Below are 26,394 nucleotides of genomic sequence, written 5' to 3' on the forward strand. Positions count from 1 at the left end.
TCATTTTAGATCATGTTTAGAATGAATTTTTAAAATAGTTTTTTCCATATCATAAGTTTGGGTGTGTCAATGAAAATCATTTAAGGAAGAAACAATAGGCTCCTTATGAATGAATATTAAGATTAGTAATATGACGAGCTGTAAATGGATGATAATAGAGACGAGATTTATAGCTTAATTTGGATGGATGAATTGCTTACTGCATTGAAAAAAGGGACTCCACATTGTCTATTGACTATTTTCTCGCAAATTGACACATACACTGATTTGCGAGAGAGCTCATTATAATGCCGATTTTTAAATATAAGCAAACAAGAGATCGCTCTTACCTTTTCAACGATAGACGAAGTACTGATAAAAACTCTATCAAATAAGCTTTTTAAATTATGTATATCCTTTTTATTGGAGAGCGTTAAAGATCTGATTGTAGTTTTTGCTATTAATTTCCAAAGGATGTTCTTTATTGGCAATTTGTAACATTTCTAACTTGAGATCTTCTCTTATCATCATATCTATATTGGTCCGAACCTCAGGTGAAAGAGTATGAGGCGTGATATCTTTAGGCATCGTTACAGAATTTATTTGATAAATGATACGGTTTGTTGCAACCGGACCTTTTATGATGCCATAATGACCTTTGGGACCAGAAAATAATGCTTTAACCCCTTCAACACCAAGAATTTCAAAGGGATCTTGACGCCGGAGGGGTGGTGTTGTTTGTTTTGTAACACCAAGTGTCCGAGCAAGGTCAACAAGACTTTTTCCTTCCATAAACTGTTTGAGAGCATTTTGGGCTTTTTCATCAAGAAGGCGCTGAGTTTCCTCACTTTTCCATTGAGAAAGAACATCGAGCTCAGCTTCTTCAAGTGTTTTATCGCGGGCCGGAATAATTTTATCGACCTTATACCAGAGATATCCACCATTTTGAAAAGAGAGAGGATCAAGATCGACTCCTTCATTGGATTGATAGATGGCATCGAGTAAAGCATCTTTTTGAGGCAAATCCGTGAGGGTTTCACCTTCAAGCGTTTTGCCCGTTTTATCAAGGGTAATTGTGCGCAGAGATAATTTGTATTGGTCAGCAAGTTCTTTGAGAGAAGCACCTTCAAAACGAGCATTTTCAATGGCGACATAATTGTTACGGATATCATCAGTCGCACGATTTTTGGCAAGTGTTTGGCGAATACTTTCTTCTACACTTTCAAAAGGAAGAGAACTTGAAGGTTCAATATGTGTGACGCGAATGAGGACAGGTCCCTGTAAGTCATTTATTACAGGACTGACTTGCCCTTGTTGGAGTTCAAAAATTTCAGATGCGAGATGATTAGGAAGTTCATTTTCTGCAAGAGGCCCTTTTTTGATGTCATTAAGAGTCTTTTTTTCAGCTTTTACCAGTTCATCAAAACTCAATCCATCGGCTATTTTTTTTGCTGCATTATCGGCTTCTTCGCGTGTGGGAAATCGCAGTTCTTCGAATGTACGCTTTTCAGGCGTTACAAAATGTGAAGTATTTTGGGTATAATAAGCTTTTGCCTCATCTGTTGAGATATCTTTAGGTTTTACGAAATCGTTAAGTTCCATCGATAGCAAAGAGACAGTACGGTATTCCGGAGCGCGAAATTCACTTTGATGTGTTTCAAACCATTTTTGCAGTGTTTCGTGATCAGGATCAGCAATTGTTTGCTCTTTTAGATCAATAATGAGATAATCAGCGCTCCGCTTTTCTTCTTGATAAAGAGCAAGCGCTTTATAAAAGAGATTGGGGGCTTTCATATCAGAAAGTAAAGCGGCAATAAGTTGGTTACGCTTTTCTTGTTTGGTGTAATAATTAAGAAAAGCACTTTCACCGATCCGTAAATGCTGAAGATAGTTATAAAATAAATCTTTATTAAAAGTGCCATTTATCTGAAACATCTTATCAGAACCAATCGTATGAGCGATTGTATCTTTTGAAAGACTTATTTTCATTTTACGGGCTTGTTCATCAAGCAGTACATTTTGTTGCAATTGATTAAACACAAAAGCAGGAATTTGGTATTGCTGCATTTCATTTGGTGTAAACATTCGTCCAAGATGAGCAGCCTGGGCTAAACGTGCGCTTTGATCGGCAAGTGCGAGACGATAATCATCAATAGTGATTATGGACTTTCCAGAAGTAATAAGATCTCTTTCGCTTTTTGTGTGTAACTGTGGTATTCCCCATAAGAGAATGAAGCATAAGAGTAAAATAGCAAGAAAAATTCTGAAAATCCAAGAATTTGCAGCACTTCTTATGACGTCAAGCATTATTCAATTCCATTTTAAACATAAGTTATTATTAAAGCAGGAATGGAATTTGCAATAAAGAAACGAAAGATGCAAGCTTTTAAAGACTTGCTTTCGTTTTATAATTTGATACTACAAATAAATAAAGTGTTATAAGAGCTCTTGAGGTGAAAATATGTCTCTAAATATTCGGCCTTTTCTTGCTGGAAATTGGAAAATGAATGGAACGAGAGAATCGCTTGGAGAGTTACGTGCTATTGCAACGGGCGTTAGCTCTAATTCAGGTCATCTATTTGAAGCACTCATTTGTGTTCCTGCAACGCTTTTATCGCGTGCTTATGATACGCTGAATGGTGAGAGTCTCCTTTTAGGAGGACAAAATTGTCACTTTGATGATTATGGTCCTTATACGGGAGATATTTCAGCTTTTATGCTTAAAGAAGCAGGAGCAAGTCACGTTATTATTGGGCATTCGGAACGTCGTACAGTGTATCAAGAAAATGATGCAATTGTCTGTGCTAAAGTGCAAGCAGCGTGGCACGCTGGTCTTGTGGCTCTTGTGTGTATTGGTGAAACATTAGAGGAGCGCGATAATAATAAAGTAATGGATGTTCTTGCGCAGCAGCTTGAAGGATCTTTACCAGATGATACAACAGCAGAGAATACCATTATCGCTTATGAACCTGTCTGGGCGATAGGTACTGGTAATACGGCAACTTCAGAAGATATTGCAAAAGTGCATTATTTCATTCGTGATAAGATATGCTCTCGTTTTGGTGATGAAGGAAACAAGATACGTTTGCTTTATGGTGGATCCGTCAAGCCATCCAGTGCCTTTGAGCTTTTAAGCATTCCTCATGTTAATGGGGCTTTGATCGGTGGAGCCAGCTTAAAAGCCATTGATTTTTTAACGATTTGCGATGTTTGTCGCAAATTATAGTAGAGAAATTTGAGTTTTCCCCTTGGATTGTGTGTTATTTATGTATAAATAATTGTGAAAGAGTTATTTGAAGAGTAGGGTTTATGCAAACAGTACTTATTGTTATTCATTTATTGATTGTGATTACTTTGGTTGGGGTGATTTTAATCCAGCCTTCAGAAGGTGGTGGGCTTGGTGTGAGTAATAGCTCAGGGTTGATGAAAACCCGTGGGTCTCGAAACCCTTTAACACGTTTGACAGCTATTTTAGCCTGTTGTTTTTTTGTTGTTTCCATTGCCCTTACTGTTGTGGGAAGTATATCAAATTCTGGTTTTGATATTTTAAAACGCATACCGGTTAATTCAGAGCAGAACTCTACCAATAAAAACTCAGAATCAGTTCCATCATCAGATGGTGAGTCTCAACCTTCTATTCTTGAACAGCTCGGAGGCACTTCGGATTTCCAGCAGGAACGAAAACAGTCTATAAAACCTGAAACGGAAAACCCAGTTCCACCGGTTCTTGAAAATCCAGTTCCGGATAATAGTAAAAAATAGTTTTTTGAAGAAAATATAGACTTTTAAAAAGGTGATTTTTTCACCTTTTTTTATTTTAAAAGAAAAATTGTTTCTTTTTGTATTTTTTGCTGGAAAAATCATTATAAATTGCTTATCACCATAAGCCCATGGCACGTTATGTTTTTATTACTGGTGGTGTGGTTTCTTCCCTTGGAAAAGGCATCGCAGCGGCGGCGTTAGCAGCGTTATTACAGGCACGTGGCTATCGTGTACGCCTTCGCAAACTTGATCCTTATTTAAATGTTGATCCAGGGACGATGTCTCCTTATCAACATGGTGAAGTATTTGTGACCGATGATGGTGCGGAAACGGATCTTGATCTTGGTCATTATGAGCGTTTTACTGGGCGTTCTGCAAATAGCCAAGATAATATTACAACAGGGCGTATTTATCGCAATATCATTGAACGAGAACGTCGGGGTGATTATTTGGGAGCGACAGTTCAAGTTATTCCTCACGTTACAGATGAAATTAAGCGATTCATTACGACAGGGAATGAAGAATTTGATTTTGTTTTGTGTGAAATAGGTGGAACGGTTGGTGATATTGAGGCTATGCCTTTTCTGGAAGCGATTCGTCAACTTGGGAATGAACTTTCCCGACAAAATGTCATTTATATCCATCTTACATTAATGCCTTTTATTCCCTCGGCAGGTGAATTAAAAACAAAACCAACACAGCATTCTGTCAAAGAATTGCAATCAGTTGGTATTTCTCCAGATATTTTGCTTGTGCGTGCAGATCGATCTATTCCAGAAACAGAAAGGTGCAAATTATCACTTTTTTGCAATGTTCGCGCCAATGCTGTGATTCAGGCATTAGATATGCCAACAATTTATGATGTTCCTATGGCCTATCATAAAGAGGGTTTAGACTCTGAAGTTCTTTGCGCCTTTGGAATCGATTCGGCTCCGCCTCCCCAGATGGATCTTTGGGAAGATATTACGCATCGCATTCATCATCCTGAAGGAGAAGTGACGATTGCTGTTGTAGGAAAATATACGGGCTTAAAGGATGCTTATAAATCTCTTATCGAAGCGATTGCGCATGGTGGCTTAGCAAATAAAGTGAAAGTTAATATCGAGTGGATTGATTCGCAACTTTTTGAAAAAGAAAATTCTGTTTTAGCTTTACAAAAAGCGCATGGAATTTTGGTTCCTGGGGCTTTTGGAGCTCGAGGGGCAGAGGGGAAAATTCGAGCCATTCAATTTGCACGAGAGCGTAAAATTCCATTTTTAGGGATTTGTTTTGGAATGCAATTGGCTTGTATAGAAGCTGCGCGCAATATTGCACAGATTGAGAATGCTTCATCAAGTGAGTTTTGCGAAACAGAAAATCCAATTGTAGGCTTAATGACAGAATGGCTTAAAGGTGATGTTCTTGAAAAACGGACAAGAAATGGTGATCTTGGCGGCTCCATGCGCCTTGGTGCTTTTGCTGCTGAATTAAAAGAAGAAAGTCATATTGCTAAGATTTATGGGATGACAAAGATTGTTGAACGACATCGTCATCGTTATGAGGTCAATATTGATTATAAAGATAAATTGGAACAGTGTGGTTTGATTTTTTCTGGCATGTCTCCAGATGGTGTTTTGCCGGAAACGATAGAGTATGTAGATCATCCATGGTTCATTGGTGTTCAATATCATCCAGAACTAAAGTCACGTCCTTTTGATCCACATCCGCTTTTTTCTTCTTTTATTGAAGCCGCTGTAGAACAAAGTCGATTGGTTTAATGCATAAATTTGGTTACTTTTCTTTTGAGGGATAAGATAAAATGACGAAACCAAATGCGCGTGTAAAAGTTGGAAATATTATTTTTTCAAATGAAATGCCTCTTTCATTAATTGCAGGGCCATGTCAAATGGAAAGTCGTGATCATGCTTTTGAAATGGCTGGTCGTATTAAGACAATGACCGATCAGCTTGGTATCGGATTTGTTTATAAATCAAGTTACGATAAAGCTAACCGGACCTCTTTGAGTGCTGCACGTGGCATTGGTCTTGAAAAAGCAATGGCTATTTTTTCTGATTTAAAAAAAGAGTTTGATTGTCCTATATTAACTGATGTGCATACCGAAGAGCAGTGTACAATTGTTTCTTCTACGGTTGATATTTTACAAATACCTGCTTTTTTATGTCGTCAAACAGATCTTTTGGTCGCAGCCGCCAAAACAGGGTGTGTTGTTAATATTAAAAAAGGTCAGTTTTTGGCTCCGTGGGATATGGAGAATGTTTTAAAAAAGGTTGTTCACAGTGGTAATCCCAATGTTATGCTTTGTGAGCGCGGCACATCATTTGGTTATAACCGACTGATTTCAGATATGCGTTCGTTGCCTATTTTACGTTCATTTGGGGCTCCTGTTATTTTTGATGCCACACACTCCGTTCAAGAACCTGGAGGGCAGGGAGCTTCATCTGGTGGACAGCGTCAATTTGTTGAAGTTTTAGCGCGTGCAGCTGTTTCTGTTGGGGTTGCTGGTATTTTTTTAGAAACACATCAAGATCCAGATCATGCACCTTCTGATGGACCCAATATGATTAAAATTGATGATTTACAAAGATTGATTGAAACTTTAATGGAATTTGATGATCTGTCAAAGAAGTTGAATTAAGAAGAGAAAAAATATTTCGTGAATAGAACATTAGAGATGAATCGCGGCTTTGATTGGATAAGGAAATACAGATGACTATAATTGTTGATATCATTGGACGTGAAGTTCTGGATAGCCGTGGTAATCCAACGGTAGAAGTTGATGTTTATTTGGAAAATGGCGCTTTTGGTCGCGCTTTGGTCCCCTCAGGAGCTTCAACGGGGGCACATGAGGCTATAGAACTTCGTGATGGTGATTTGCGTTATCAAGGGAAAGGTGTTGAAAAAGCGGTTGCTGCAGTCAATGGCGAAATTCTTGAAGAGCTTGGTGGGCGGGATGCCAGAGACCAAATCGCTATTGATCAAGCCATGATTGCTTTAGATGGAACGCCGAACAAAGCCCGTCTTGGTGCCAATGCGCTTCTTGGTGTTTCATTGGCTGTTGCAAAAGCTGCCGCGGACTCATTAAATTTACCTCTGTATCGTTATATTGGAGGTACGCAAGCGCATATTCTTCCAACACCTATGATGAATATTATTAATGGTGGCGTTCATGCTGATAACTTGATTGATTTTCAAGAATTTATGATTATTCCTGTAGGAGCTCCCAGCGTGAAAGAAGCCATCCGTTATGGTGCTGAAATTTTCCACGCGTTGAAAAAGCGTTTAAAAGATGCCGGGTATAATACCAATGTTGGTGATGAGGGTGGTTTTGCACCTCAATTTAAAAGCGCAGACCAAGCTATTGATTTTATTATGGAATCTATTATAGCTTGTGGCTATAAACCAGGTGAACAAATTGCCATTGGTTTAGACTGTGCTTCCACTGAATTTTATAAAAATGGTTCGTATTTTTATAAAGGTGAGGGAAAATGTCGTAACATTGCAGAACAGGTAGACTATTTGGCACAACTTGTGAAAAGTTATCCTATTGTTACCATTGAAGATGGAATGGCAGAGGATGATTGGGAAGGTTGGAAACTCCTCACTGATACAATTGGCACAAAATGTCAGATGGTTGGCGATGATTTATTTGTAACAAATTCAGCGCGTTTGCGTGATGGTATCAAAATGGGGGTAGGCAATTCTATTCTCATAAAAGTTAATCAAATTGGGACATTGAGTGAAACACTTGATGCTGTAGAAGTCGCCCATAAAGCAGGTTATCGTGCCATTATATCTCATCGCTCAGGCGAAACAGAGGATTCTTTCATTGCAGATCTTGCGGTTGCAACGAATTGTGGACAAATTAAAACAGGCTCTCTTGCCCGTTCGGATAGATTAGCAAAGTACAATCAACTTATTCGTATTGAAGAAATGCTAGGATCTCAAGCACGTTATGCGGGTGATATATATCGTTAATCGTTGTGAGCATAAAATCTGAAAATATCATATCATTTAAATTATGAAATTGAGATTTCTTATCAAAGGTATGGAGCAATCATTTTATAGGCATTTAAATTTATAGGGATTAAGATGAGAGGTATAATCATTAGTCAAGATCAAGGAACATATCTCGTTTCAGGTGATGATGGTAAGCGTTATCAGTTTGCGACTTGGGATTGGTTGGGAAAGAAACCACCAAGGATTGGTGATACTGTTGATTTTGTCTGTGAAGGAGGTGTGGTCAGTTCTGTTTTTCCGTTGTTGAGATCAGGTGCAGAGAACTCAAAGATAATGTTTGCACTTCTTTGTTGGGTTGCAGGGATCTTTGGTGTTCATCGTTTTATGGTTGGGAGAGTTCGTACCGGTGCTTTAATGCTCATTCTATCTTTATCGGTTGCTGGGTTGGTGATCACTGGTATTTGGGCAATCGTTGATTTTATACTCATTGTTGCAGGAAAATTTACAGATAAAAATGGAAATCAGATTACAGATTTGTAAAAATTTTATAATTTTTATAATAATGTAAAGAGCAGGGAATTGCTTTTTATTTTTACAGATATATTAAGTCCATCATGCAGAATTATTGTACTCTATTTCTTTAATGTGAGATATTAAGAAAAATATGCACAGTTAAATAAAACTATTGAAAAAGACTGTGCTATTTTATATGGGTGAAACAAAGACGCAAATCGATTAAAGTGTACTTTGAGCTGCAGCTTATAGCAGTGGAAAGCATTAGGTTATCGGGGGGCTTAGCTATTTTAATTTCACGTTTATCACGACTGCTATGAATTTTATTTACGCCGTGAGGTTAATCAGCATATTATAAAATTAGAAAAATCTCTTTATGAATAATACATGGGGAGCAGCTTTATAGGTGGGCAAAGATGAAAGGTATGATTATTGGTCAAGATCAAGGGATGTATCTTGTTTCGGGAGATGATGACAAACGTTATCAATTTTCGTGTGAAGATTGGTTAGGAAAAAAAGCACCAAAGGTAGGAGACACTGTTGATTTTGTGTGTGAAGGAGAGAGCGTTAAGTCTGTTCTCCCTTTTTGGGATCGAACAACAACAGAACAATCGCGATTAGCTTTAGCTCTTATTTGTTGGTTTTTTGGATGCTTGGGTATTCACCGCTTTATGGCCGGTAAAATTGCGACAGGTACTGTAATGCTTGTTATAAGTATACTAGGTATAATAACTGGATTTTTTACTTTTGGGGTAGGATTTGTTTTTTTTATTCTTTTTATAACTATGCCTTGGTCATTTATTGATTTTATAGTTATTTTATCTGGGTATTTTAGGGATGTAAATGGCAATAAAATTACAAAGTGGTAGCAATCATATAAAGTTATACACAAACAAACATTTTATTTATTCTTATTAAGGTATTAATTTAATAATGTAAATTATTTAAGTATGTGTATCTAATGTTAAATATTAAATAAAATTATAAATATTTAAATAAAAATATTGAAAAAGACTGTACTATTTCATATAAGAAACAAAAGTGCAGATCGAACAACGTGCTTTGTATTACCACTTATAATTGCGGGAATTTTAAGTTGTTGGGGGATTTTTAGCTTTTTAGATTGTCATATGCACGGTGAATACAGATTGTATTCATGCTGTGAGGTTTATCCAATATATTATCATATTAGAAGAAAAACTTCTTTATGAATAACAATTTTATAGGTGGTGAAGATGAAAGGTAAGATTATTGGTCTGGATCAGGGAAATTATTTTATTTCAGGTGCTGATGGTAAACGTTATCAGTTCTTGAGTAAGGATTGGTCAGGGAAAAAGCCGCCTAAGGTGGGTGATTCTGTTGATTTTGTGTGTGAAGGGGATAGCATTAAATCTGTTTCCCCTATCTTGTCAGCAGGGCAGTCACAACAATCAAAAGTGACGTTAGCGGTTGTTTGTTTTTTTCTAGGTGGACTAGGAATTCATCGTTTTATGGTTGGTAAAATTATAACAGGCATTGTAATGCTTCTTATAAGTATAATAAGTATAATAACTGTACTATTTATGTGGATAGGGTTTATTTTAATTGCCTTTATAATTATACCTTGGGTATTGATTGATTTTATAGTCATTTTAACAGGAAATTTTAAGGACAAAGATGGGTGTAAAATCACAAATTAGAGGCTATCCAATATTTGTCATATAACAAAGTGGGGCATTCAGCTTACTTTGATTGTCTTGAGGGGGGGGATAAATTGGTGGTAACAAATTGTTTGCGTGTGTAGATTTGGTAATGAGGTGTTAATCAAAATCGTGCATAGTTGGGCAGAATATTAAGAAATTTGTGCTAGAGACTGTGCTATTGTATGTGGACAAAGCAGAAACGTCGATCAATCAAAGTACGCTTTGTACTACCTCTTATGACGGTGGGTGTTTTAAGCTATTTCAGTTACCATATTTATCATGGTGAGTATGGATTATATTCACGCAGTGAAGTTAATCAGTATATTAGCGAATTAGAAAAGGAGCTTCATAAAATAGAAGCTGAGCGGAAATTCATTGAAAAGCGCATTTCTCTTTTACGCAATGGACATATTGAAAAGGACATGTTGGATGAGTATGTCCGAAAGAATTTAAATTTTTCTAAGCCAAATGAATTGACAATCTTAATGCCTTGAAATGATACCAAAGGTAAATGAGAAATCGCTTAATTTAAACGACAATCAGCAATGATATTATTTAAGCCGATTGATAAGGCTTGTAACTTTCGTTCGTAAAGGTTATTCCTAGATAATCATAAAAGGGAGTTTAATATGGCAGAACGACTTAAAAAAAATTCTGCGTCGGTAACGCACACTGCATTATCAAGCACCACGAAAAAAGCACCAATAGCAGTTTTTACAAAAGAGGAAGAAATTGATGCCTATCGTGAAATGCTTTTAATTCGCCGTTTTGAAGAAAAAGCAGGACAACTTTATGGTATGGGGCTTATTGGGGGATTTTGTCATCTTTATATTGGACAGGAAGCTGTTGTTATAGGAACATTAAAGGCAACAAAAGAAGGTGATCAAGTTATTACGTCTTACCGCGATCATGGCCATATGTTAGCAGTTGGGATGAGCCCGCGTGGTGTCATGGCAGAATTAACGGGACGCCAAGGGGGATTTTCCAAAGGCAAAGGTGGCTCGATGCATATGTTCTCTAAAGAAAAGAACTTTTATGGTGGACATGGTATTGTTGGTGCGCAGGTTCCCATAGGTTCAGGCTTGGCATTTTCGAATCAATATCTTGGTAAAGATAATGTGACATTGGTTTATTTTGGTGATGGTGCTGCAAATCAGGGGCAGGTTTACGAAAGTTTTAATATGGCTTCACTTTGGAAGCTGCCCGTTGTTTATATTATTGAAAACAACCAGTATGCTATGGGAACATCCGTTTCACGGGCATCTGCAGAAACTGATTTTTCTCGTCGTGGTCTTTCTTTTGAAATTCCAGGTATTGTTGTTGACGGTATGGATGTTCGATCCGTAAAAGGCGCTGCTGATGAAGCAATTTCTTGGGCTCGTTCGGGTAAAGGGCCGATCATTCTTGATATGCAAACCTATCGTTATCGTGGTCATTCCATGTCTGACCCGGCAAAATATCGCTCTAAAGAAGAAGTCCAAAAAATAAAAGAGGAACACGATCCGATTGATCAAGTAAGAAGTCGGATTCTTAAACAAAATTGGGCGAGCGAAGATGATTTTAAGTCTATTGAGAAAGAGGTCCGTGCAATTGTTGCTGATGCGGCGGATTTTGCACAAAGTGATCAAGAGCCAGATGCTTCTGAGCTCTACACTGATATTTTAGTTTGATGCGAGGGAAGCAAGTATGTCTATTGATATTTTGATGCCGGCGCTTTCACCAACTATGGAAGAAGGTAAATTGTCTAAATGGCTCAAGAAAGAAGGTGATAAGGTTAGCTCTGGCGATGTTATTGCTGAAATTGAGACGGATAAGGCGACAATGGAAGTAGAGGCTGTTGATGAAGGAACTCTTGGTAAAATTTTTGTGCCTGAAGGTTCTGAAGGCGTAAAGGTTAATAGTGTTATTGCGGTTTTATTAGAAGAAGGTGAGCGTGCTGAGGATATTTCGCAACCTACAGATACAGCACAAGCCCCTAAAGCATCCTCCCCTTCTCTTTCCTTGTCAGTTCCGCAGTCTCCGACTTTTGCTATCCCTGCTGATTTTGATATTCCAGCGGGAACACAAATGGTGACAATGACAGTCCGTGAAGCGCTTAATCAGGCTTTGGCTGAAGAAATGCGGCGTGATGAAAAAGTTTTTCTCATGGGGGAAGAAGTTGCGCAATATCAAGGGGCCTATAAGGTTAGCCAAGGTTTGTTGGAAGAATTCGGAGAACGGCGCGTTATTGATACCCCCATTACAGAGCACGGCTTTGCTGGGTTGGCTGTTGGTGCTGCTTTTGGAGGGTTACGTCCTATTGTCGAGTTTATGACCTTTAATTTTGCCATGCAGGCAATGGATCAAATTATTAACTCAGCAGCCAAAACACGTTATATGTCTGGTGGACAAATGACGGCTCCTATGGTTTTCCGTGGTCCCAATGGTGCGGCAGCTCGTGTTGGTGCTCAACATTCTCAATGCTATGCTGCATGGTATAGTCATATACCAGGTCTGAAAGTTATCATGCCTTATAGTGCAGCAGATGCAAAAGGTTTGCTAAAAGCTGCTATTCGTGATGATAATCCTGTTATCTTCCTTGAAAATGAGATTTTGTACGGGCATCAATTTGAGGTTCCTCAACTCAATGATTTTATTTTGCCTATTGGTCGAGCGCGTATTCATAAGTCTGGACAAGATGTGACGATTGTTGCCTGTGGAATTGGAATGCATTATGCTGTTCAAGCGTTACCAGAAATTGAGAAACTTGGTATTGACGTTGAATTAATTGATCTACGAACCATTCGTCCGATGGATCTTCCGACAATTCTTTCTTCCGTTAAAAAAACGGGTCGTTTGATAACAATTGAAGAGGGTTTTCCTCAGTCATCTGTAGGAACTGAAATAGCAACACGTGTTATGCAGCAGGCTTTTGACTATCTTGATGCACCAATTGCGACGATTTCTGGTAAAGATGTTCCAATGCCTTATGCTGCTAATCTTGAGAAGTTGGCTTTGCCTGATACTGCTGAAATTATTGAGGCTGTTAAGGCTGTGACGTACAGAGCATAACGGAGGAAAGCACAATGCCCATTAAAATTACAATGCCAGCGCTTTCCCCTACGATGGAAGAGGGAAATTTAACAAAATGGAATATTAAGGAGGGCGATAAGGTTTCTTCTGGAGATGTTATTGCTGAAATTGAGACGGATAAAGCGACGATGGAAGTTGAGGCCGTTGATGAAGGTACGGTTGCCAAAATCGTTGTTCCTGCTGGAACACAAGGCGTTAAAGTGAATTCTTTGATTGTTGTTTTAGCAGAAGAAGGTGAAGAGTTAGCTGAAGCTGCAAAAGTTGTAGAAGAGACTTCTTCTTCTACAAGACAAGAATCAGAGGGCATAAAACAACCAGATTCTCTGAAGCCGACGGACGCAAAGGGAGCAAAAATGTCTCATGAATCATCAGCTCAGCAATTAATACAGCAAGATAAAAAGAGGACTCGTCTTTTTGCCTCTCCTTTAGCGCGGCGATTAGCTTCTCAGGCAGGTCTTGATTTATCGCTTATTTCTGGGAGTGGTCCTCATGGACGTATTATTAAGTGCGATGTAGAAAAAGCTATGGGCGGTGATATTTCTCAAGACTCGTCCCGGGTTGGAGAGGCAGCCGCAGCCGGTGTTTCTGACAAACAGATATTGCAACTCTTCAAAGAGGATGAATATATTTTCGCACCCCATAATAATATGCGTAAAACGATCGCCACACGTTTGGTGGAATCAAAGCAAAGAGTTCCGCATTTCTATGTGACCGTAGATTGTGAACTTGATGCGCTATTAGCGTTGCGTACACAATTGAATGCTGCTGCTCCAATGGTTAAGACTCTGGAAGAAGCTAAGCCTACTTATAAGCTTTCTGTTAATGATATGGTCATTAAAGCGGTTGCACTTTCTTTGAAAGCCGTTCCTGATGCGAACGTCTCTTGGCTTGAAGGTGGCATGCTTTATCATAAACATTGTGATGTTGGGGTTGCTGTTTCTGTTCCCAATGGATTAATTACGCCGATTATTCGCCATGCAGAGGAAAAGCCGTTATCGCTTATTTCCAAAGAGATGAAGGATTTTGCAAAGCGTGCGCGTGAACGCAAGTTAAAAATGGAAGAATATCAGGGGGGAACAACAGCTGTATCAAATATGGGGATGTATGGTGTAAAAAGTTTTTCTGCTATCCTTAACCCACCACATGCGACGATTTTTGCGATTGGCGCAGGGGAGCAACGCGCCGTTGTTAAAAATGGTGCATTAGCCGTTGCAACAGTTATGTCGGTTACACTTTCTGTTGATCATCGTGCTGTTGATGGTGCTTTAGCAGCAGAGCTGGCACAAACTTTTAAGAAGATGATTGAAAATCCATTAGCAATGTTGGTTTGAACGATAGTTCTTCACGTAAATTATGAGCGTGTGTGTTAAGAGAGTAAAAGAGAATTTAAAAAGTTTGAAGAGGAATGCTATTGCTGTTTCTGGTTTGGGTAAAGCATTTATGTGAAGCATAGAGTAAAAAACATAAGATAAGTTTATCATGTTGGTTTTCAGTCTTAAGTTCAAAAAGTTCATATCCATTTTATATATATCCATGGAGGAGTTACTGTGGCAAATCTTTATGATGTAATTGTAATTGGATCAGGTCCAGGCGGATATGTAACCGCAATTCGTGCCGCGCAATGTGGCTTTAAGACTGCAATTGTTGAGCGTGAACATCTGGGAGGGATTTGTTTAAATTGGGGATGTATTCCAACAAAGGCCCTTTTACGTTCGGCGGAAATGAAACATTTTGCTGAACATGCGAAGGATTATGGACTAAAAATTAATGGTTCAATTGAAGCAAACATCAAAGATGTTGTGACACGTTCACGCAGCGTTTCAGCACGTTTAAATGCTGGTGTTGGTTTTTTAATGAAAAAAAACAAAATTGATATCATCTGGGGTGAAGCGAAGCTTACGAAAGAAGCAAAAGGAAACCAACCAGCGGAAATTATGGTTTCTTCATCCTCCAAACCGGTTATGCAACCGCAAAATCCAATCCCTAAAGGAATATTAGGGAAGGGAACTTATCAAGCAAAGCACATCATTATTGCAACAGGAGCACGACCTCGTGTTCTTCCTGGTATTGAGCCAGATGGAAAGCTCATTTGGACTTATTTTGAAGCGATGATCCCGCCAGCAATGCCAAAATCGCTTTTGGTTATAGGGTCTGGGGCTATTGGTATTGAATTTGCTTCCTTTTATCGTGATATGGGCGCTGAGGTTACTGTTGTTGAAATGATGCCTCACATCATGCCCGCTGAGGATATTGAAATTTCAACATTTGCTCGTAAACAGTTAGAGAAAAAAGGTTTACGTATTCTTTGCCAAGCAAAAGTAACAAAGGTTGAAAAAGCTTCCAATTCTGTGACAATACATATTGATGTTCAGGGCAAAACAGAAACAATGACTGTTGATCGTGTGATTTCCGCTGTTGGGGTGCAGGGTAATATTGAGAATATCGGCTTAGAAGCGTTGGGTATAAAGACCGATCGTGGGTGTATTGTAACCGATGAATGGAGTTGGACAGGGATTACAGGTATTTATGCTATCGGTGATGTGGCTGGTCCTCCTATGTTAGCCCATAAAGCAGAAGAAGAAGGCGTGATATGCATTGAACACCTTGCAGGTTTGAAAAATACGCATCCACTTGATAAAAGAAAAATTCCAGGGTGCACCTATTGCACACCGCAAGTTGCTTCTGTAGGTCTTTCAGAAGCAGCAGCAAAGGAAGCGGGTCATGATATACGTGTTGGTCGTTATTCTTTTTCCGCAAATGGCAAGGCAATTGCTTTGGGTGAAGATCAGGGGTTAGTAAAAACGATTTTTGATAAAAAAACAGGACAGCTTCTTGGCGCCCATATGGTAGGGGCGGAGGTAACAGAACTGATACAGGGTTTTGTTATTGCCATGAATCTGGAAACAACAGAGGAAGAATTAATGCATACTGTCTTTCCACATCCGACCTTATCGGAAATGATGAAAGAAAGTGTATTGGATGCTTATGGTCAAGTTTTAAACGCTTGATGATTTGGTTTTGAGTGAAAAATCTTATATTTTTCATTGCGACTTCGTATTTATAAGGCAAAGGCTTAAATGGTTACGGTTGTTGATAGAGTTACGAATAGACGTTTGCGTCATCCTGAAAAGGCACATCGTCCGGATACAAGCGTTCAGAAAAAGCCGGATTGGATTCGTGTAAAAGCACCGACATCACCAGTTTATAAAGAAACGCATGGTATTGTCCGCACACATAAGTTAGTGACTGTCTGTGAAGAAGCAGGTTGTCCTAATATTGGTGAATGTTGGAGCCAGCGGCATGCCAGCTTTATGATTTTAGGTGAGATATGTACACGTGCGTGTGCTTTTTGTAATGTTGCAACAGGTATTCCGCTTGCCGTTGATGATGATGAGCCAGAACGTGTAGCTGATGCTGTTGCACGGATGGAATTAAAGCATGTTGTCATTACATCTGTTGATCGTGATGATCTTGCTGATGGTGGCGCTGAGCATTTTGCAAAAGTTATTTATGCGATTCGTCGAAAAGCGCCTAAAACGACAATTGAAGTTTTGACACCTGACTTTCGTCATAAGGATGGTGCTTTAGAAGTTGTCGTTGCTGCTAAGCCTGATGTTTTTAATCATAACTTAGAAACAGTTCCTTCTAAATATTTGAAGGTTCGTCCAGGAGCGCGTTATTTCCATTCAATTCGACTGTTACAACGCGTTAAAGAACTTGATCCAACAATTTTCACAAAATCAGGAATTATGGTTGGCCTTGGAGAGGAACGAAATGAAATTCTGCAATTGATGGATGATTTACGTACTGCTGATGTGGACTTTATGACAATTGGACAATATTTGCAGCCTACGCGAAAACATCATCCAGTTATTCGTTTTGTGCCTCCTGAAGAGTTTGAATCTTTTGCCAAAATTGGTAAAGTAAAAGGGTTTTTACATATGGCTTCCAATCCTCTGACGCGTTCATCTCATCATGCAGGAGATGATTTTGCCATTTTGCAAAAAGCGCGTGATGAAAAATTTGCCTTACAGAGATAATTATGCCAACTTTTTCAACACATCGGCAAGTTGCCCATAGTGCTCGTGAGATGTTTGATCTTGTGTCAGATATTGAATGTTATCCTGAGTTTTTACCCATGTGTGAGGCTTTAAGAATACGTTCTCGCAAAGAATGTGAGGAAAAGACATTGCTTCTTGCAGATATGACCGTTGGTTATAAGGTTATTCGAGAGACATTTACGACCCAAGTTTTTCTTCAGCCCCAAAAAGGTTTGATAGAGGTTAACTATATTGACGGTCCATTTAAATATCTTGAAAATCGTTGGATTTTTCATAATATTAAAAATACTCATGCATGTAATGTAGAATTTTTCATTGATTATGAATTTAAAAGTAAAATACTTGGACGTGTAATGGGCTCAATGTTTGATATTGCGTTTCGTAAATTTACCGATGCTTTTGAAAAGCGTGCTCATCAGATTTATGGTTCTGCAATAACATAATCTATTCTGTTATTTTTTAACAAGACACATTGTTTATAAAGGCGTAAAGATGAAAACCGATTTCCATCTTTATAATTTCTTTCTTTTTTAGGGCACATCCTTTAAACAGAACATCACAATAGAATTAGAAAAGATGTTGATTTATAATGATAATCTAGCGTTATTGATGTTGAATTAAAACTCTTAATACCGTTTCTCTCGTTCCAAGTCTGTTTTTATGTTGAATCAATCAAAACCACTTTCTTGCACGTTACAAGTGGGGAGAGCCGTGTGGATAAAAAACTATTAAAGAAAGGAATGTTATGCCTTTTATGAACGGTCTCAAGTGCCTAGGGTTATCGTCATATTGGGAGCTGACAAAGTGTGTGATGATGTTGGCTTGTGTTACATATTCATGGGCTTTGCTTTAAAGAAATATCTCTCAGCACAAGTTATACCCATTTCACGGCAGCGCTTATAAATAGTATAAAACCCCTGTAAAAGTGTATAAAATCTATTGTGCACTCCATTGACACTTATGAAGAAGTGAGTCTGCACTAAATTGGTTATCTCTTAGATGTTGCAACAGTTTTCCCTGCTTGTAACGTGCAAGAGACGAGTGGTTTTGTTTGTTTCAACATAAACAGGACAGGAGATAATCTTATGATATTTAGATCTTTCATTTCTAAGTTGGGAGATAATAAATTATTTTTTTCAAGATACTGATGATTATGGACTCCTCTGAGGAACAGAGAGTTTTGAAATTGATATGGAAATTCAGTGAAGTCGTTCCAGAATCATTTGAAAAGCATTTTCAACAGTTGCATGGCGGATAGCCTTGCGATCAAGATGACCAAAGTGCATTTCTTTGTGCACGGGGGAGTGATTTTTGTAAGCAACTGCGCAATGCACAAGTCCTACAGGTTTGTTCAGACTTGCACCTCCTGGACCAGCAATTCCTGTTACAGAAACTGCAATGTCAGCTTGTGAATGTTTTAATCCGCCCTCAGCCATTGCAAGAGCAACTTCTTTTGAAACGGCACCATAGGTTTTTATAAGTTCAGCACACACGCTAACAAGGCGCATTTTGGATTCATTGGAATAAACAACAAATCCACAATCGAGGACATCTGACGATCCTGCAATATTTGTGAGGCTTGCAGCAATGAGTCCTCCTGTACAAGACTCGACAGTTGTTAACAATAAACTCTTTTGGCGACAGGCATTAAGAACTTCACGCGCTTGTTTTTCATAAAAATATGTCATTGGGGAATTTCTCCTGGATAAAGAACACTTGCTGTTGCCAAAGCTGCAATGCCTTCGCCACGACCAATAAATCCGAGCCTTTCATTTGTTGTTGCTTTGATAGAGATTCGGTCCGGTGTTATTGCAAGTATTGTCATAAGATTTTCTATCATAGCATGACGATAGGGACCAATTTTAGGGTTTTCTGCGATAACTGTGATATCAACATTGGCAATACGCCCTCCTGCTTGTTTTAGAAGGCTAAGAGCATGACGGAGAAAAATTTCTGATGAGACATTTTTCCATTGGGGATCAGAAGGAGGAAAATGTGTACCGATATCTCCTGCACCTCTGGTTGCAAGAAGAGCGTCTGTTAATGCATGAAGAGCGACATCCGCATCAGAGTGTCCATTTAATTTTTTATGAAAAGGGATTCTTATACCACATAATATAAGAAAATCCCCTTCTTCGAAAGAATGAACATCATAACCATTGCCAACACGGATATCAGGGAACATTTGCATTTTTTTCTGGAGATATAAATGGGCGGTATCAAAATCTTTGTGCCATGTGATTTTTATATTATGAGGATCACCTGGAATGGTGCGCATAGGGAGACCAAACCATTCGGCAATTGCACAATCATCAGTGAAATCTTCTTTACAAACTCTTTTTGCTTGTTTATGGGCCGCTAAGATAGGTTCAAAGGGAAAACACTGTGGCGTTTGTGCACTATAAAGATGGGTACGGGGAATTGTTTCTAAAACATACTGGTGATTGACGCGTTTAAGGGTATCAGAGATGGGCAGAACAGGAAGAACGCCTTCTTGAGGTGTGAGAGTGTTATGAATATTATCAAGGAGCTCATTTTCGATAAAGGGACGTGCACCATCATGAATATGCACATATTGGGGATTGAATTTTTTAAGTGCCTGAAGCCCATGTAAGGTAGAGATTTGACGCGTACTGCCTCCTTCAACGATAATAAAGCGCTCTTTAAATTCGGCGAGTGCTTGTTCACAGATTTGGCGATCTTCTGGATGAATAACAAGGATAATTGTTGTGATAGCGGGATGCCGCAAAAAACGGCACACGGTATGATAAATAATCGGCTTTTTTCCTAGAAGCCGATATTGTTTTGGAATTTTATGAGGAGATCCTGCTCTTTCACCACGTCCAGCGGCTAATATTATTGCTGCAATAGAAATACTCAATCTCCTTATTTTATAACTTTAGTTTATTGTTTATTAACTTTAAAATGATTGTGAAAGGACGGTCGTTGTAGATCAGCAAGGGATATCACGGATAACACATCAAAAAAAGCACTTAATGCTTTTTGAAGTGCGATATTTAAACTACAAAAATCGATCAATGGGCAAGTAGGTTCTGCATTATCGAAACATTCTGCGAGAGAAAAGTTATCTTCTGTTACTTTCAAAACATCAGCAACAGAAATCTCTGTTGCCGGTTTAGCCAATTTAACACCACCATTGCGTCCACGCACTGTTTGTATAAAGCCTGCTTGAACAAGCGGTTGAAGGATTTTAAATAAAAAAAGCTCTGAAACAGCATACGCTTTAGCAATTTCTGAAACACGACTGAGTGATCCCTGATTATCTGCGCAATACATGAGCATTCGAAGAGCATAATTTGTTTGTTTTGTTAATCGCATCGCATTTCCTTTGTAAAGTATCGTCGAGCGCAGTTTATTTTAAAGATATTTTGCGAAATGAAGAAGTCCTTTATTTATTTGCTCTATTTTAAATGGAGTATTATTATTGTCAATTTTTGTCACAAAAGGTTATATGAGAATAATGGGATAAGGATCTGTAAGCTTATGATGAATGCAACATCTGTGATGAAGCCTCAAGATAGTGATAAAAATACTTATAACGATGAGTTATATCGTTTAAGTAAGGTATATATCTTTTTAGGGATTGCAATTATTGTATTAGCTTTACTTACAGCTTCTGTTTCGTTTATTATTCTTATTGGATTAACCCCTGTTGTTCCTAGTAGAACAGTAACCCTTATTCTTATAGGGATTAATAGTTTTTGGGTTTTAGGGCTTGTTGTCATCGTTTTTTATGAGATGATCCCCATCATCCGTGCTTGGCGTTCAAGGCGTGCTGGCTCGCGTCTTCATGTGCGCCTTATTTCATTGTTTGCACTTGTTGCAACCATGCCAGCTGTTGCTGTCGCTCTTGTATCGGGTCCAGCACTCAATTTAGGACTTGACCGATGGTTTGATACAACAACGCGGCAAATTGTAGGTTCTTCTATTGATTTAGCAAATGCTTATGCAGATGAAATGCTTCAAAATTTAAAAAATTTATCCTACGCTATGGCATTTGCGCTTGATAACAAAAAACTTTTAGAACGTAATCCAGCTGAATATCGGATGCAATTGACGCGTCATGCTCTAGGACGCAATTTGCGTGGTGCATTTTTGTTAAGTTCTAGCGGAACTATTTTTGTATCGAGCGCTCTTGGTGATGAGGATAAACTCCCAATTCCTCCGTCCAATCTTATTGAACGTGCAACCAGTGCGCGGCCTTTTTCTTTTCAACCAGGCATTCATGATTATTTTGGTATTATTTTAAAATTTAACAATATTCCAAACACATTTTTATATTTGGTGCGTGACGTTGATAAAGGCGTTTTATCGGCTTTGCGTTTGACAGAAGTTAATACAGATCGTTATCGTGATTTAAATGAAAATCGCCTACTGACACAAATTGCATTTGGTATGCTTTATTTATGTCTTTTTTTTAGTTTATTCTTATCCGCTATTTGGGCAGCTATTGCGGTTGCTGATCGCTTAGTTCGTCCTATTCGTCTTCTCATTAGTGCTGCTGATGATGTTGCTTCTGGAAATATGGAAATTTTTGTGCCAGTACGAGCAAAAGATGGAGATATTGGGCAATTATCCAAAACTTTTAATTACATGGTCAGTGAATTGAAAAGTCGGCGCAATGAGTTGATTGCAGTGCGTGATCAAATTGATGAGAGGCGGCGTTTTTCTGAAGCTGTGTTATCGGGTGTAACAGCGGGAGTAGCAGGTATCGATGATAAGGGTGATATTACCATTATCAATCGGTCTATTGAAACGATGTTTGATATTCGTTCTGAACAGGTTGTTGGACAAAGTCTTTTATCTTTAAGTGCTGAAATTTGGCAGGTTTTTCAGTTTGCACGTTCATTGGGGCGTAAAAATCACCGTGAGCAAGTCACTTTAAACGTTGCAGGAAAAGAGCGCGTCTGTAATGTCCAAGTTACGATGGAAGAGGATGATGGGCAGGGACAATCTTGGGTTCTCACAATTGATGATATTACAGACCTGGTTGCAGCGCAACGTACAGCGGCATGGGCGGATATTGCACGGCGTATTGCACACGAAATTAAAAATCCCCTCACACCTATTCAATTATCCGCTGAACGTATTCGTAAACGTTATAACAAAGTTATAACACAAGATAGAGAGGTCTTTGAGCGGTGTATTGAAACAATTATTCGCCAAGTTGGAGATATTGGGCGTATGGTTGATGAGTTTTCTTCTTTTGCACGTATGCCCAAACCACAAATGCATGTTTTAGATATACGTGAATTGCTGCGTGAAGCATGTTTCTTGATAGAAGTGACGCGACATGATATTCAATTTGAGCAAGACTTAGGAAGTCTACCCCTTATGGGGGCATTTGATAACCGTCTCATTGTACAGGCTTTTTGCAACGTTATCAAAAATGCGAGCGAATCCATAGATTCGGTTATGCGAGAGGAAAGTATTCACGGTCATATTCTTGTCCGTTCTTACCGTCAAGAAGAATGGGTGGTTGTGGATGTTGTTGATAACGGGAAAGGACTTCCTAAAGAGCAAAGACAAAAGTTATTAGAACCCTATATAACAACGCGGGAGAAAGGGACAGGACTAGGCCTAGCCATTGTGCGCAAAGTTATTGAAGATCACGGTGGTTCCATGGAGCTTCATGATGCACCGAAGAGTTTTTATGAAGGTCGTGGTGCGATGATCCGTTTGATATTTCCCTCAGATGGGGGTAAGCAGGGTAGTATTATACAAGCCATAAATCATAAGATAGGGGAATAGTATGGTATCAGATATCTTGATTGTTGATGATGAAGCAGATATTCGGGAGCTTGTTGCTGGTATTTTAGATGATGAAGGTTATGAAACGCGTGTTGCTTGTAATTCTGATGAAGCATTAGCACAAATTAGTGAGCGTATTCCAAAGCTCATTTTTTTAGATATTTGGTTACAGGGGAGTCGCCTCGATGGTTTGGCACTGCTTGATGAAATTAAAACGCAATATCCAGCTCTTCCAGTCGTTATGATCTCAGGTCATGGTAATATTGAGACCGCTGTTTCTGCTATAAAGCGTGGGGCCTATGATTTTATTGAAAAACCTTTTAAAGCTGATAGACTTGTATTGGTTGCAGAGAGAACGCTTGAAAACTCAAATTTAAAACGTGAGCTTTTAGAATTGCGAAAACGTTCAAACGAGACATTGGAGCTGCTCGGAAAATCGACAGTTATAAGAAATTTGCGTCAAATCATAGAAAAAGTAGCGCCAACCAATAGTCGCGTCATGATAACAGGTCCTTCAGGGGCTGGAAAAGAGACTGTTGCACGAACTATTCATGCGCTCTCAACACGTTCGAATGGGCCCTTTGTTACAATAAATGCAGCAACGATTACACCGGAAAGAATGGAAATAGAGTTGTTTGGTAGCGAAATGGAGGGAAGAGAGCGCAAGATCGGTGCCTTAGAAGAAGCCCATGGTGGGATACTCTATCTTGATGAAATTGCTGATATGCCACGTGAGACTCAAGGTAAGATTCTTCGGGTGTTAACGGGACAGACATTTGAGAGAGTTGGCGGTACAAAACGTGTTAAGGTGGATGTTCGTATTATTTCTTCAACCGCGCAAAATCTTGAAAACCTCATTTCTGACGGGCGCTTTAGAGAAGATCTTTTCCACCGCCTTTCCGTTGTTCCTATTGCTGTTCCGCCTCTTTCAGCCCGCCGTGAAGATATTCCAGAACTTGTCCATCATTTTGTAAAAACAATATCACAGCAGGTTGGAATTAAACCGCGTGAAATCAGTGATGATGTGATCGCTATTTTGCAAACGCATGCTTGGCCGGGTAATGTACGGCAATTACGGAATAATATCGAGCGCCTTCTTATTCTTGTACGGGATGGTGATGGCCCTATAACAGCGGACTTTCTTCCCAGTGAAGTGAGTGATTCTTTACCGCGTCTTCAAATGGATTCGGATGAGAGTATAATGGATTTACCATTGCGTGAAGCACGGGAATTGTTTGAAAAGAGATATTTAGTGGCGCAGATTGGGCGTTTGGGGGGGAATATATCGCGTACTGCTGAATTTATAGGCATGGAGCGTTCAGCTTTGCACCGTAAACTTAAAGCGCTTGGAGTTTCTTAAAACAATGCGTGTTATTATTTGTGGTGCAGGACAGGTTGGTTATGGAATAGCAGAGCGTCTTGCTGCTGAAAATCATGATGTTACTGTTATTGATATTGAAACCAGATTAATTGAAAAAATTCGCGATACATTGGATGTGAGAGGTTTTGTTGGTCACGGTTCTCGTCCTGAAGTTCTTTTGGCTGCAGGTGCAGACAAGGCTGATATGTTGATTGCTGTTACTTTGTTTGATGAAGTGAATATGGTTACTTGTCAGGTCGCCCATTCGTTATTTGATGTTCCTACAAAAATTGCTCGTATTCGCTCACAATCTTATTTAGAACCACGCTATAAGACGCTTTTTTCCAGAGAAAATATTCCCATTGATGTGGTTATTTCACCAGAAGTTGAAGTCGGGGAAATGGTTTTACGTCGTATTGCTCTGCCTGGTGCAATAGATGTTCTTTATTTTTGTAATGATGATATTGTTGCGCTAGCCTTGGAATGTATGGAAGATTGTCCCGTTATTAATACACCTTTGCGTCAATTAACAGAGCTTTTTCCAGATCTTCAAACAACCGTTACCGCTATTAAACGTGGCACGGAATTATTGATTGCACATTCAGAAACGCAATTACGCGTTGGTGATATAACCTATCTTGTTGTTGCTCGTGAGCAGATGCGTCGTGCTGTCGGGCTTTTTGGTCATAAAGAACAAGATGCCCACCGCATGATTATTGCAGGGGGTGGTCACATTGGTCTTTATGTTGCTCAGGCTATTGAAAAGCGTCTCCATAAATTAAAATTGAAGATTATAGAAGCGCATAGAGAAAGAGCCCTCACAATTGCTGATCAGCTTGAAAAAACAACCGTTTTATATGGTAACGTGTTAGATCCAGTGATTCTTCAAGATGCGGGAATTGATCAGGCCGATTTAATGATTACATTGACCAATCAGGATCAGGTTAATCTTTTAAGCGCTATTATTGCTAAAAGATTAGGCTGCAAAGCTAATATGGTGTTGATTAATAATGTCGCTTACCAAGAATTTAGCCGTGCAGTTGGTGTGGATGCCTATCTGAATCCCCATAGCGTTACAATATCGAGAATTTTACAACAAATGCGCCGTGGGCGTATTCGTTCTGTTCATTCAGTTTTTAATGGTCGAGCAGAAATTATTGAAGCTGAAGTGATGCAAACATCTTCATTGGTTGGCAAGTCATTATCAGAGCTTAATTTATCAGATGGTTTGAGAATTGGGGCAATTTATCGTAATAAGACAATCATACAGCTTTCAGCAGAGGCGCGTATTTTGTCTGGTGATAGAATAGTGATTTTTGCCCTTGCTGATAGAGTTCGTGATGTTGAACAACTTTTTCGCGTAAGTTTGGAATATTTTTGATATATTATTTATGGATATTTGTACTTTTTGGTATAGTGGACAGTTAAGATTGGTGGATAGGCTTTGTTTGTCCTCAATGGTTAGAACGGGACAGCGCGTTAAGCTTTTTAGTTATGATAAAAAAATAGACAATTTACCTGTTGGTGTTGAGTTGCATGAAGCCGAATCAATTTTACCACGTTCAGCAATTTATCGCCTTGATCCCAATTTTTCTGATGATAAACCAGGATTTACAATTGTTCAGTTCTCGGATTTTTTTCGTGTTATGCTGATGAAATATCAACAAGGTGTTTGGTTAGATACAGATGTTTACCTCGTTAAACAATTTCATCCAGATGCGAATAAGGTTTGGTTGGCAAGAGAAAATAATATAAGGGTAGGCGTTTCTGCCCTTTATTTTCCTTCAGATAACCCTATTATAAAAGTGTTTGAAGATTATTGGGCAGGCACAGAAATGATTCCTCATTGGCTTGGATTTAAGCGTCGTGTTTGGAGACCATTCTGGTTAAAGAGAAAAAAAATGCCAATTTTACCGGGAAATCTTGGCGTTACAATATTTGGTAATGACGGTATTTCACGATTAGCAAAACAATATGGTTTTTTTCATGAGGCAAAGGAAAAGGAAACTTTTTATTATTGGACTGGGCGAAAAACTGAGTACATCTTTGAACCAGCTTTTGGCCTAAAACCGCTTACAGATTTACGCTTGATAGGATTCCATATTCACAGAAAGATCAAAACGACGCAAAGACCTCAGGAGGGAAGTTTTTACCATTGGGCAGTCTCTCGCATTCCTGAAATTCATGATTTGTTTAGGTAGAGTTATTATTGCTATTTTAATCATTGAGATTTTAA

At 38.9% G+C, this 26,394-nt stretch carries 23 protein-coding genes; 19 read left to right on the forward strand and 4 right to left on the reverse strand.

Annotation, left to right across the window (positions count from 1 at the left end; translation table 11 throughout):
• Positions 1-399: 399 nt before the first annotated feature.
• Positions 400-2,286: a peptidyl-prolyl cis-trans isomerase gene (locus BTR_RS04035; RefSeq protein WP_012231396.1), complete on the reverse strand. Its 1,887-nt coding sequence runs from the start codon at positions 2,284-2,286 to the stop codon at positions 400-402.
• Between the two features lie 154 nt (positions 2,287-2,440).
• On the opposite strand from BTR_RS04035, the gene tpiA reads away from it, so the two are divergent.
• From tpiA to BTR_RS04110, 15 genes are all read left to right on the forward strand, one after another.
• Positions 2,441-3,205 (forward strand): triose-phosphate isomerase, encoded by a 765-nt coding sequence (gene tpiA, locus BTR_RS04040; protein WP_012231398.1) that lies wholly within the window; start codon positions 2,441-2,443, stop codon positions 3,203-3,205.
• 83 nt (positions 3,206-3,288) lie between these two features.
• Entirely contained in the window at positions 3,289-3,741 is a 453-nt protein-coding gene (secG, locus tag BTR_RS04045; RefSeq protein WP_012231400.1) for a preprotein translocase subunit SecG, read from the forward strand.
• Between the two features lie 128 nt (positions 3,742-3,869).
• Entirely contained in the window at positions 3,870-5,498 is a 1,629-nt protein-coding gene (locus BTR_RS04050; RefSeq protein ID WP_012231402.1) for a CTP synthase, read from the forward strand.
• 41 nt (positions 5,499-5,539) lie between these two features.
• Positions 5,540-6,376 carry a 3-deoxy-8-phosphooctulonate synthase gene (gene kdsA / locus BTR_RS04055; protein WP_012231404.1) on the forward strand — a complete coding sequence of 279 codons (837 nt, stop codon included), beginning with the start codon at positions 5,540-5,542 and terminating at the stop codon, positions 6,374-6,376.
• A 71-nt stretch (positions 6,377-6,447) separates the two neighbouring features.
• Positions 6,448-7,716 (forward strand): phosphopyruvate hydratase, encoded by a 1,269-nt coding sequence (gene eno / locus BTR_RS04060; RefSeq protein ID WP_012231406.1) that lies wholly within the window; start codon positions 6,448-6,450, stop codon positions 7,714-7,716.
• 114 nt (positions 7,717-7,830) lie between these two features.
• Entirely contained in the window at positions 7,831-8,238 is a 408-nt protein-coding gene (locus BTR_RS04065; protein WP_012231408.1) for a TM2 domain-containing protein, read from the forward strand.
• Between the two features lie 389 nt (positions 8,239-8,627).
• Positions 8,628-9,080: a TM2 domain-containing protein gene (locus BTR_RS04070; protein ID WP_012231410.1), complete on the forward strand. Its 453-nt coding sequence runs from the start codon at positions 8,628-8,630 to the stop codon at positions 9,078-9,080.
• 366 nt (positions 9,081-9,446) lie between these two features.
• Positions 9,447-9,890, forward strand: a complete 444-nt coding sequence (locus BTR_RS04075; RefSeq protein ID WP_012231413.1) for a TM2 domain-containing protein — start codon at positions 9,447-9,449, stop codon at positions 9,888-9,890.
• 185 nt (positions 9,891-10,075) lie between these two features.
• Positions 10,076-10,387, forward strand: coding sequence for an FtsB family cell division protein (locus tag BTR_RS04080; protein ID WP_012231414.1), 312 nt, complete (start codon positions 10,076-10,078; stop codon positions 10,385-10,387).
• A 135-nt stretch (positions 10,388-10,522) separates the two neighbouring features.
• On the forward strand, positions 10,523-11,563 hold the full coding sequence (pdhA, locus tag BTR_RS04085; protein ID WP_012231415.1) for a pyruvate dehydrogenase (acetyl-transferring) E1 component subunit alpha: 1,041 nt from the start codon (positions 10,523-10,525) through the stop codon (positions 11,561-11,563).
• A gap of 16 nt (positions 11,564-11,579) precedes the next feature.
• On the forward strand, positions 11,580-12,944 hold the full coding sequence (locus BTR_RS04090) for a pyruvate dehydrogenase complex E1 component subunit beta (protein ID WP_012231416.1): 1,365 nt from the start codon (positions 11,580-11,582) through the stop codon (positions 12,942-12,944).
• Positions 12,945-12,958: 14 nt separating this feature from the next.
• Positions 12,959-14,296, forward strand: a complete 1,338-nt coding sequence (locus BTR_RS04095) for a pyruvate dehydrogenase complex dihydrolipoamide acetyltransferase (RefSeq protein WP_012231417.1) — start codon at positions 12,959-12,961, stop codon at positions 14,294-14,296.
• 216 nt (positions 14,297-14,512) lie between these two features.
• Positions 14,513-15,973 carry a dihydrolipoyl dehydrogenase gene (lpdA, locus tag BTR_RS04100; protein WP_012231418.1) on the forward strand — a complete coding sequence of 487 codons (1,461 nt, stop codon included), beginning with the start codon at positions 14,513-14,515 and terminating at the stop codon, positions 15,971-15,973.
• Positions 15,974-16,042: 69 nt separating this feature from the next.
• A complete protein-coding gene (gene lipA / locus BTR_RS04105; RefSeq protein ID WP_012231419.1) occupies positions 16,043-17,005 on the forward strand; it encodes a lipoyl synthase in 963 nt (320 codons plus the stop codon).
• 2 nt (positions 17,006-17,007) lie between these two features.
• On the forward strand, positions 17,008-17,469 hold the full coding sequence (locus tag BTR_RS04110; protein WP_012231420.1) for a type II toxin-antitoxin system RatA family toxin: 462 nt from the start codon (positions 17,008-17,010) through the stop codon (positions 17,467-17,469).
• A 756-nt stretch (positions 17,470-18,225) separates the two neighbouring features.
• Here the strand turns inward: BTR_RS04110 and BTR_RS04115 are convergent.
• The 3 genes from BTR_RS04115 to rirA are packed head-to-tail and all read right to left on the reverse strand — an operon-like array spanning position 18,226 to position 20,365.
• Positions 18,226-18,714 (reverse strand): CinA family protein, encoded by a 489-nt coding sequence (locus BTR_RS04115; protein WP_012231422.1) that lies wholly within the window; start codon positions 18,712-18,714, stop codon positions 18,226-18,228.
• Positions 18,711-19,907 carry a bifunctional 2-C-methyl-D-erythritol 4-phosphate cytidylyltransferase/2-C-methyl-D-erythritol 2,4-cyclodiphosphate synthase gene (locus tag BTR_RS04120; protein WP_012231424.1) on the reverse strand — a complete coding sequence of 399 codons (1,197 nt, stop codon included), beginning with the start codon at positions 19,905-19,907 and terminating at the stop codon, positions 18,711-18,713. The genes BTR_RS04115 and BTR_RS04120 overlap by 4 nt, the downstream gene beginning before the upstream one ends.
• A 23-nt stretch (positions 19,908-19,930) precedes the next feature.
• On the reverse strand, positions 19,931-20,365 hold the full coding sequence (gene rirA, locus BTR_RS04125) for an iron-responsive transcriptional regulator RirA (protein WP_012231426.1): 435 nt from the start codon (positions 20,363-20,365) through the stop codon (positions 19,931-19,933).
• A gap of 168 nt (positions 20,366-20,533) precedes the next feature.
• Here rirA and BTR_RS04130 point away from each other — a divergent pair, with 168 nt between their 5' ends.
• From BTR_RS04130 to BTR_RS04145, 4 genes are read left to right on the forward strand one after another with little or no spacing between them, the layout of a single operon-like run.
• Entirely contained in the window at positions 20,534-22,798 is a 2,265-nt protein-coding gene (locus BTR_RS04130; RefSeq protein ID WP_038473457.1) for a sensor histidine kinase NtrY-like, read from the forward strand.
• Position 22,799: 1 nt separating this feature from the next.
• Entirely contained in the window at positions 22,800-24,158 is a 1,359-nt protein-coding gene (gene ntrX / locus BTR_RS04135; RefSeq protein ID WP_012231430.1) for a nitrogen assimilation response regulator NtrX, read from the forward strand.
• A 4-nt stretch (positions 24,159-24,162) separates the two neighbouring features.
• Complete coding sequence (gene trkA / locus BTR_RS04140; protein ID WP_012231433.1) at positions 24,163-25,539, forward strand: Trk system potassium transporter TrkA; 1,377 nt, start codon at positions 24,163-24,165, stop codon at positions 25,537-25,539.
• Positions 25,540-25,549: 10 nt separating this feature from the next.
• Positions 25,550-26,359 (forward strand): glycosyltransferase family 32 protein, encoded by an 810-nt coding sequence (locus BTR_RS04145; protein WP_012231434.1) that lies wholly within the window; start codon positions 25,550-25,552, stop codon positions 26,357-26,359.
• Positions 26,360-26,394 lie beyond the last annotated feature (35 nt).

Origin of the sequence: Bartonella tribocorum CIP 105476 (assembly GCF_000196435.1) — a bacterium.
GTDB classification, from domain to species: domain Bacteria; phylum Pseudomonadota; class Alphaproteobacteria; order Rhizobiales; family Rhizobiaceae; genus Bartonella; species Bartonella tribocorum.